This window comes from Streptomyces sp. NPDC005799 (assembly GCF_040630525.1).
Taxonomy (GTDB): Bacteria; Actinomycetota; Actinomycetes; order Streptomycetales; family Streptomycetaceae; genus Streptomyces; species Streptomyces griseorubiginosus_B.
On the sequence record NZ_JBEXXQ010000225.1, the window covers coordinates 1 to 1,129 of the forward strand.

Here is a 1,129-nt window from a genome sequence, read left to right on the forward strand (position 1 = left end):
TTCATCGATGTCGACTCCACCCACAAACGCGTCTACGGCCGCACCAAGCAGGGCGCCGAGTACGGCCGCTTCAAGGGGATACGCACCCTGCACCCGCTGCTCGCCACGATCTGCACCCCCACCTCCCGGCCGGTGATCGCCACCGTGCGGATGCGACGCGGCAAGGCAGCCGACTCCCGCGGAGCCCCGAAGCTGGTCAGCGAGGCACTGACCACCGCGGTGGAAGCGGGCTGCACCGGCGTGCGCATCCTGCGGGCGGACTCGCAGTTCTACAACGCCGGGGTGATCGCCGCCTGCCGCCGGGCCGGCGCCCGTTTCTCGATCACCTGCGGCATGAACCCATCTGTCAAACGGGCCGTCCTCGCCATCCCCGACCAGGCATGGCAGCAGATCACGTATCCCACCGCCGTGCCCGACCCCGACACCGGTGAGCTCATCTCAGGCGCCGAGGTCGCGGAGATCCTCGCCTACACCGCGTTCGCCGGCCGTAAGAAGAGCGAGCAGGTCACCGCCCGGCTGATCGTGCGCCGGGTCCGCGACCTGGCCAAACCCGCCACCGTCGGCGAGCAGGGCGAACTCTTCCCCGCCTGGCGCTACCACCCGTTCTTCACCGACAATCCTGCCGAGGTGCTCCAGGCCGAGCGGGAACACCGCCACCACGCCGTCGTCGAGCAGGTCATCGCCGACGGCAAAGCCTCCGCCCTGGCCCACCTGCCCTCGGGGAAGTTCAACGCGAACGCGGCCTGGCTGACCCTGTGGGCGATGGCCTACAACCTGCTGCGAGCCGCAGGCAGCCTGACCTCCGCCTTCCATGCCAAGGCCACCACCGCCACCCTCCGAGCCCACCTCGTCCACGTCCCCGCCCGCATCGCCCGTTCCGCCCGCCGCCTCACCCTGCACCTACCGCAGCGATGGCCCTGGCAGAACGCCTGGACACAGCTGTTCGACACCCTCCACCGTCCACCCGAACAGGCCGGACGTCCCTGATCACCCCGCCCCGCCAGGGCCCAACCGGAGCGCAACTCGTGGAAAAGCTGGGCAGACCAGCGGACACCTCCTGCCCGCACACCAGCCGAAAGCCCAGAACCCGCCCTCGGAGAACTTCGAAATCCCGTCGGTGGATCAAGGC

General features: G+C 69.6%; 1 protein-coding gene. It reads left to right on the top strand.

Features of this window, described 5'->3' with window-relative positions:
• A partial coding sequence (locus ABZ453_RS51390) for an IS1380 family transposase (RefSeq protein ID WP_359027010.1) occupies positions 1–987 on the top strand: 987 nt, incomplete at its 5' end.
• Between the last annotated feature and the right edge of the window lie 142 nt (positions 988–1,129).